Origin of the sequence: Klebsiella sp. TF21-TM (assembly GCF_019753495.1) — a bacterium.
Lineage (GTDB): Bacteria > Pseudomonadota > Gammaproteobacteria > Enterobacterales > Enterobacteriaceae > Klebsiella > Klebsiella quasipneumoniae.
Map to the genome: position 1 here is coordinate 1 of NZ_JAIJYL010000086.1, position 2148 is coordinate 2148.

4 protein-coding genes are annotated in these 2148 nt (G+C 42.0%); all 4 read right to left on the bottom strand.

The window, feature by feature from the left end:
- A partial coding sequence (locus K5R89_RS26910; RefSeq protein WP_217259639.1) for a hypothetical protein occupies positions 1 to 191 on the bottom strand: 191 nt, incomplete at its 3' end.
- 77 nt (positions 192 to 268) lie between these two features.
- A complete protein-coding gene (locus K5R89_RS26915; protein WP_065812870.1) occupies positions 269 to 1027 on the bottom strand; it encodes a hypothetical protein in 759 nt (252 codons plus the stop codon).
- Positions 1027 to 1272, bottom strand: coding sequence for a conjugative transfer protein MobI(A/C) (gene mobI, locus K5R89_RS27710; protein WP_254242867.1), 246 nt, complete (start codon positions 1270 to 1272; stop codon positions 1027 to 1029). Before mobI ends, K5R89_RS26915 begins: the two co-directional genes overlap by 1 nt.
- The gene (locus tag K5R89_RS27715) at positions 1223 to 1489 is read right to left on the bottom strand and encodes a hypothetical protein (RefSeq protein WP_254242866.1); all 267 of its coding nucleotides are present in this window, start codon (positions 1487 to 1489) and stop codon (positions 1223 to 1225) included. Before K5R89_RS27715 ends, mobI begins: the two co-directional genes overlap by 50 nt.
- Between the last annotated feature and the right edge of the window lie 659 nt (positions 1490 to 2148).

Sequence of the window (2148 nt, forward strand, 5' to 3'; positions counted from 1 at the left end):
ATATTAATTTCCTGTAACCGGTTAGCATGTACAGATAGAATCTCACGCTCTGAAAAGAGTGTTATACCCGCAGGCTTGCTTGGATAATCAAGATAGCTTTGCACATCCTTGTTAGGCGTGTGCGGGATATCGTACTCATCATCTGTATCAAAAATAATATCGTGGTCAGGCCTTCCGAAGAGGGCGACCATAATTTTTAAAAAAAAGCCTGGATATAATACTCATATCAACCTGTGAGTTATTGTACCGAAACAGGAGTTGCAGAAGGCTATGTTTTGTCAGATGGTTTATCGGAGCCAGCTGCTTCTTCTGGTTTTAATGTCGGCTCACTGCCAGCATCAGCAGAACTGTTACTGTGACCGGACTGAACAGGGGCTTTAGTTTCGAGACTGGCAATATAAAGTTCCACCGATTTAAACCGCTTAATGCTCTGGATGAATGGCAAAGCGTCGTATTTTCCATTCACTCGGTTTTCAGCGTTCAGTATTTTAGTGATGTTGTCCATCGCAACCCGCAGTGAGCTCAGGAGTTGCAGGATAATTCGGTCATGAACCTGTTGTGATAACTGACCATATAACCACAACTGATGTGCCTGACGAGTCAGGACGTTGATGGTCCGGATAATATCCAGCAATTTATAGGTCATTGGGTGGTTCCAGCGAATTTCAAATTCACCATAGTCAAACCCTTCGAATGATGAATCATCCAGAGGCAGTCTGGCGACATTTTTGTCAGTCTGCTCTTTGAAGGTATTTACATTACCCGACAGTTCATCGTAAACACCGGAGAGCCATTTCTGAACTTTAGTGATTGTCGCCTGGTCACCTTCTATCAGCCGGAAAATATTATAAATTGCATTGGAAATGGCGTTAAACTGGTGCAGGCAGGCTCTGTTTTTTTCATGAAAGTGCGTATAGAACTCACTTGAAAGTGGCTTTAATTTTGAAATGACCATCCCTAACGGGCGGTTATTGCCAGCGTTACGTTGATTGCGCGGTTCAGTTTTTGGGGATGCGTTGTCAGCCATTATATTAACCTCTTCAGTTTTTCCAGTCTTTTGATGTCGGCCAGTTTTCGTTGATGGTATTCCGCGAGTAGTTCACGGATCGGTTTAATTTTGTTTTCTGTTTCCAGGAACATCTCCAGTTCCCAGTCCAGGGCATTTTTAAAACAACTAACGCTGTATCCTCCGAGTTTAGGTTTAACAACCACGCCATGATGTTCAATTTTGTTTTTGAACCTGGGCGAAAAATCTTTCCATACAATTGTCAGCTTTTGCGATGAGCCGACCTTTTAAACACCGGTGCGAATCGACCGGGCATGAATTTCCCCCGTTTGCATACGTGGTCTGGGATATCAACTGATTTCGTGCCTTCCAGTTCTCCCAGTATTCATCCAGAATTTTTGTCGCTTCTGATTTCAGTAACTCGATATAGCGAACCGAGTTTTCGATAACGATTTCCTGATGTGCCGTAATTATCGGGTTCATATCAACTCCTCCATTCTCACAGACTACAGGAATCCAAAAAGATTTTTCTGAACTAACAAGGGTGTTTGCATTTTTTTTTAATTTTTTTGTGCTCATGTCGTCGGCAAAAAAGTAACTTTCTTGTGAGCACGACCAGCAACCTCTGCCTGAGGCCCACACAGTGTGCGTTCCACCTCCCGTAAAACCACTTCTCGCAACCGTGGAGATGGAAAAGTAACTTTTTTGCGAACCAGTAATAGTTACCCTTATACATAAGTAACTTTTTGCGTAATAGTTACAAATGATGGAGGATGAAAATCTGTTGTCCATTGGTCACTATTCCAGGAAAAGTTACAAATGAAGATTTTTCCCCATTGGTAACTTTTTTCAAAAAAGATACCAATGAAAGATGTCGCTTATCGACGGTTTTTTCAAAAAAGTGCCTAATGATATTGGTGAAAATTCGGATATTCTTGCTCTTGGAACTAAAACGAAGATAGTGCTTTATACTATTTGTGATTAACCCTTTTCTACTCTCCCTCGGATTGCTATGATATAATAAAACCTCTTTCAGTAACCGAAGTAGCGCGATTTAAAAGTATCCTGGAGAGCGTATGGACGTACAACCCAACGTACAGACTGACACGGTCATTAAGGCGTTTCTCCGCTCGGAGTTGCAG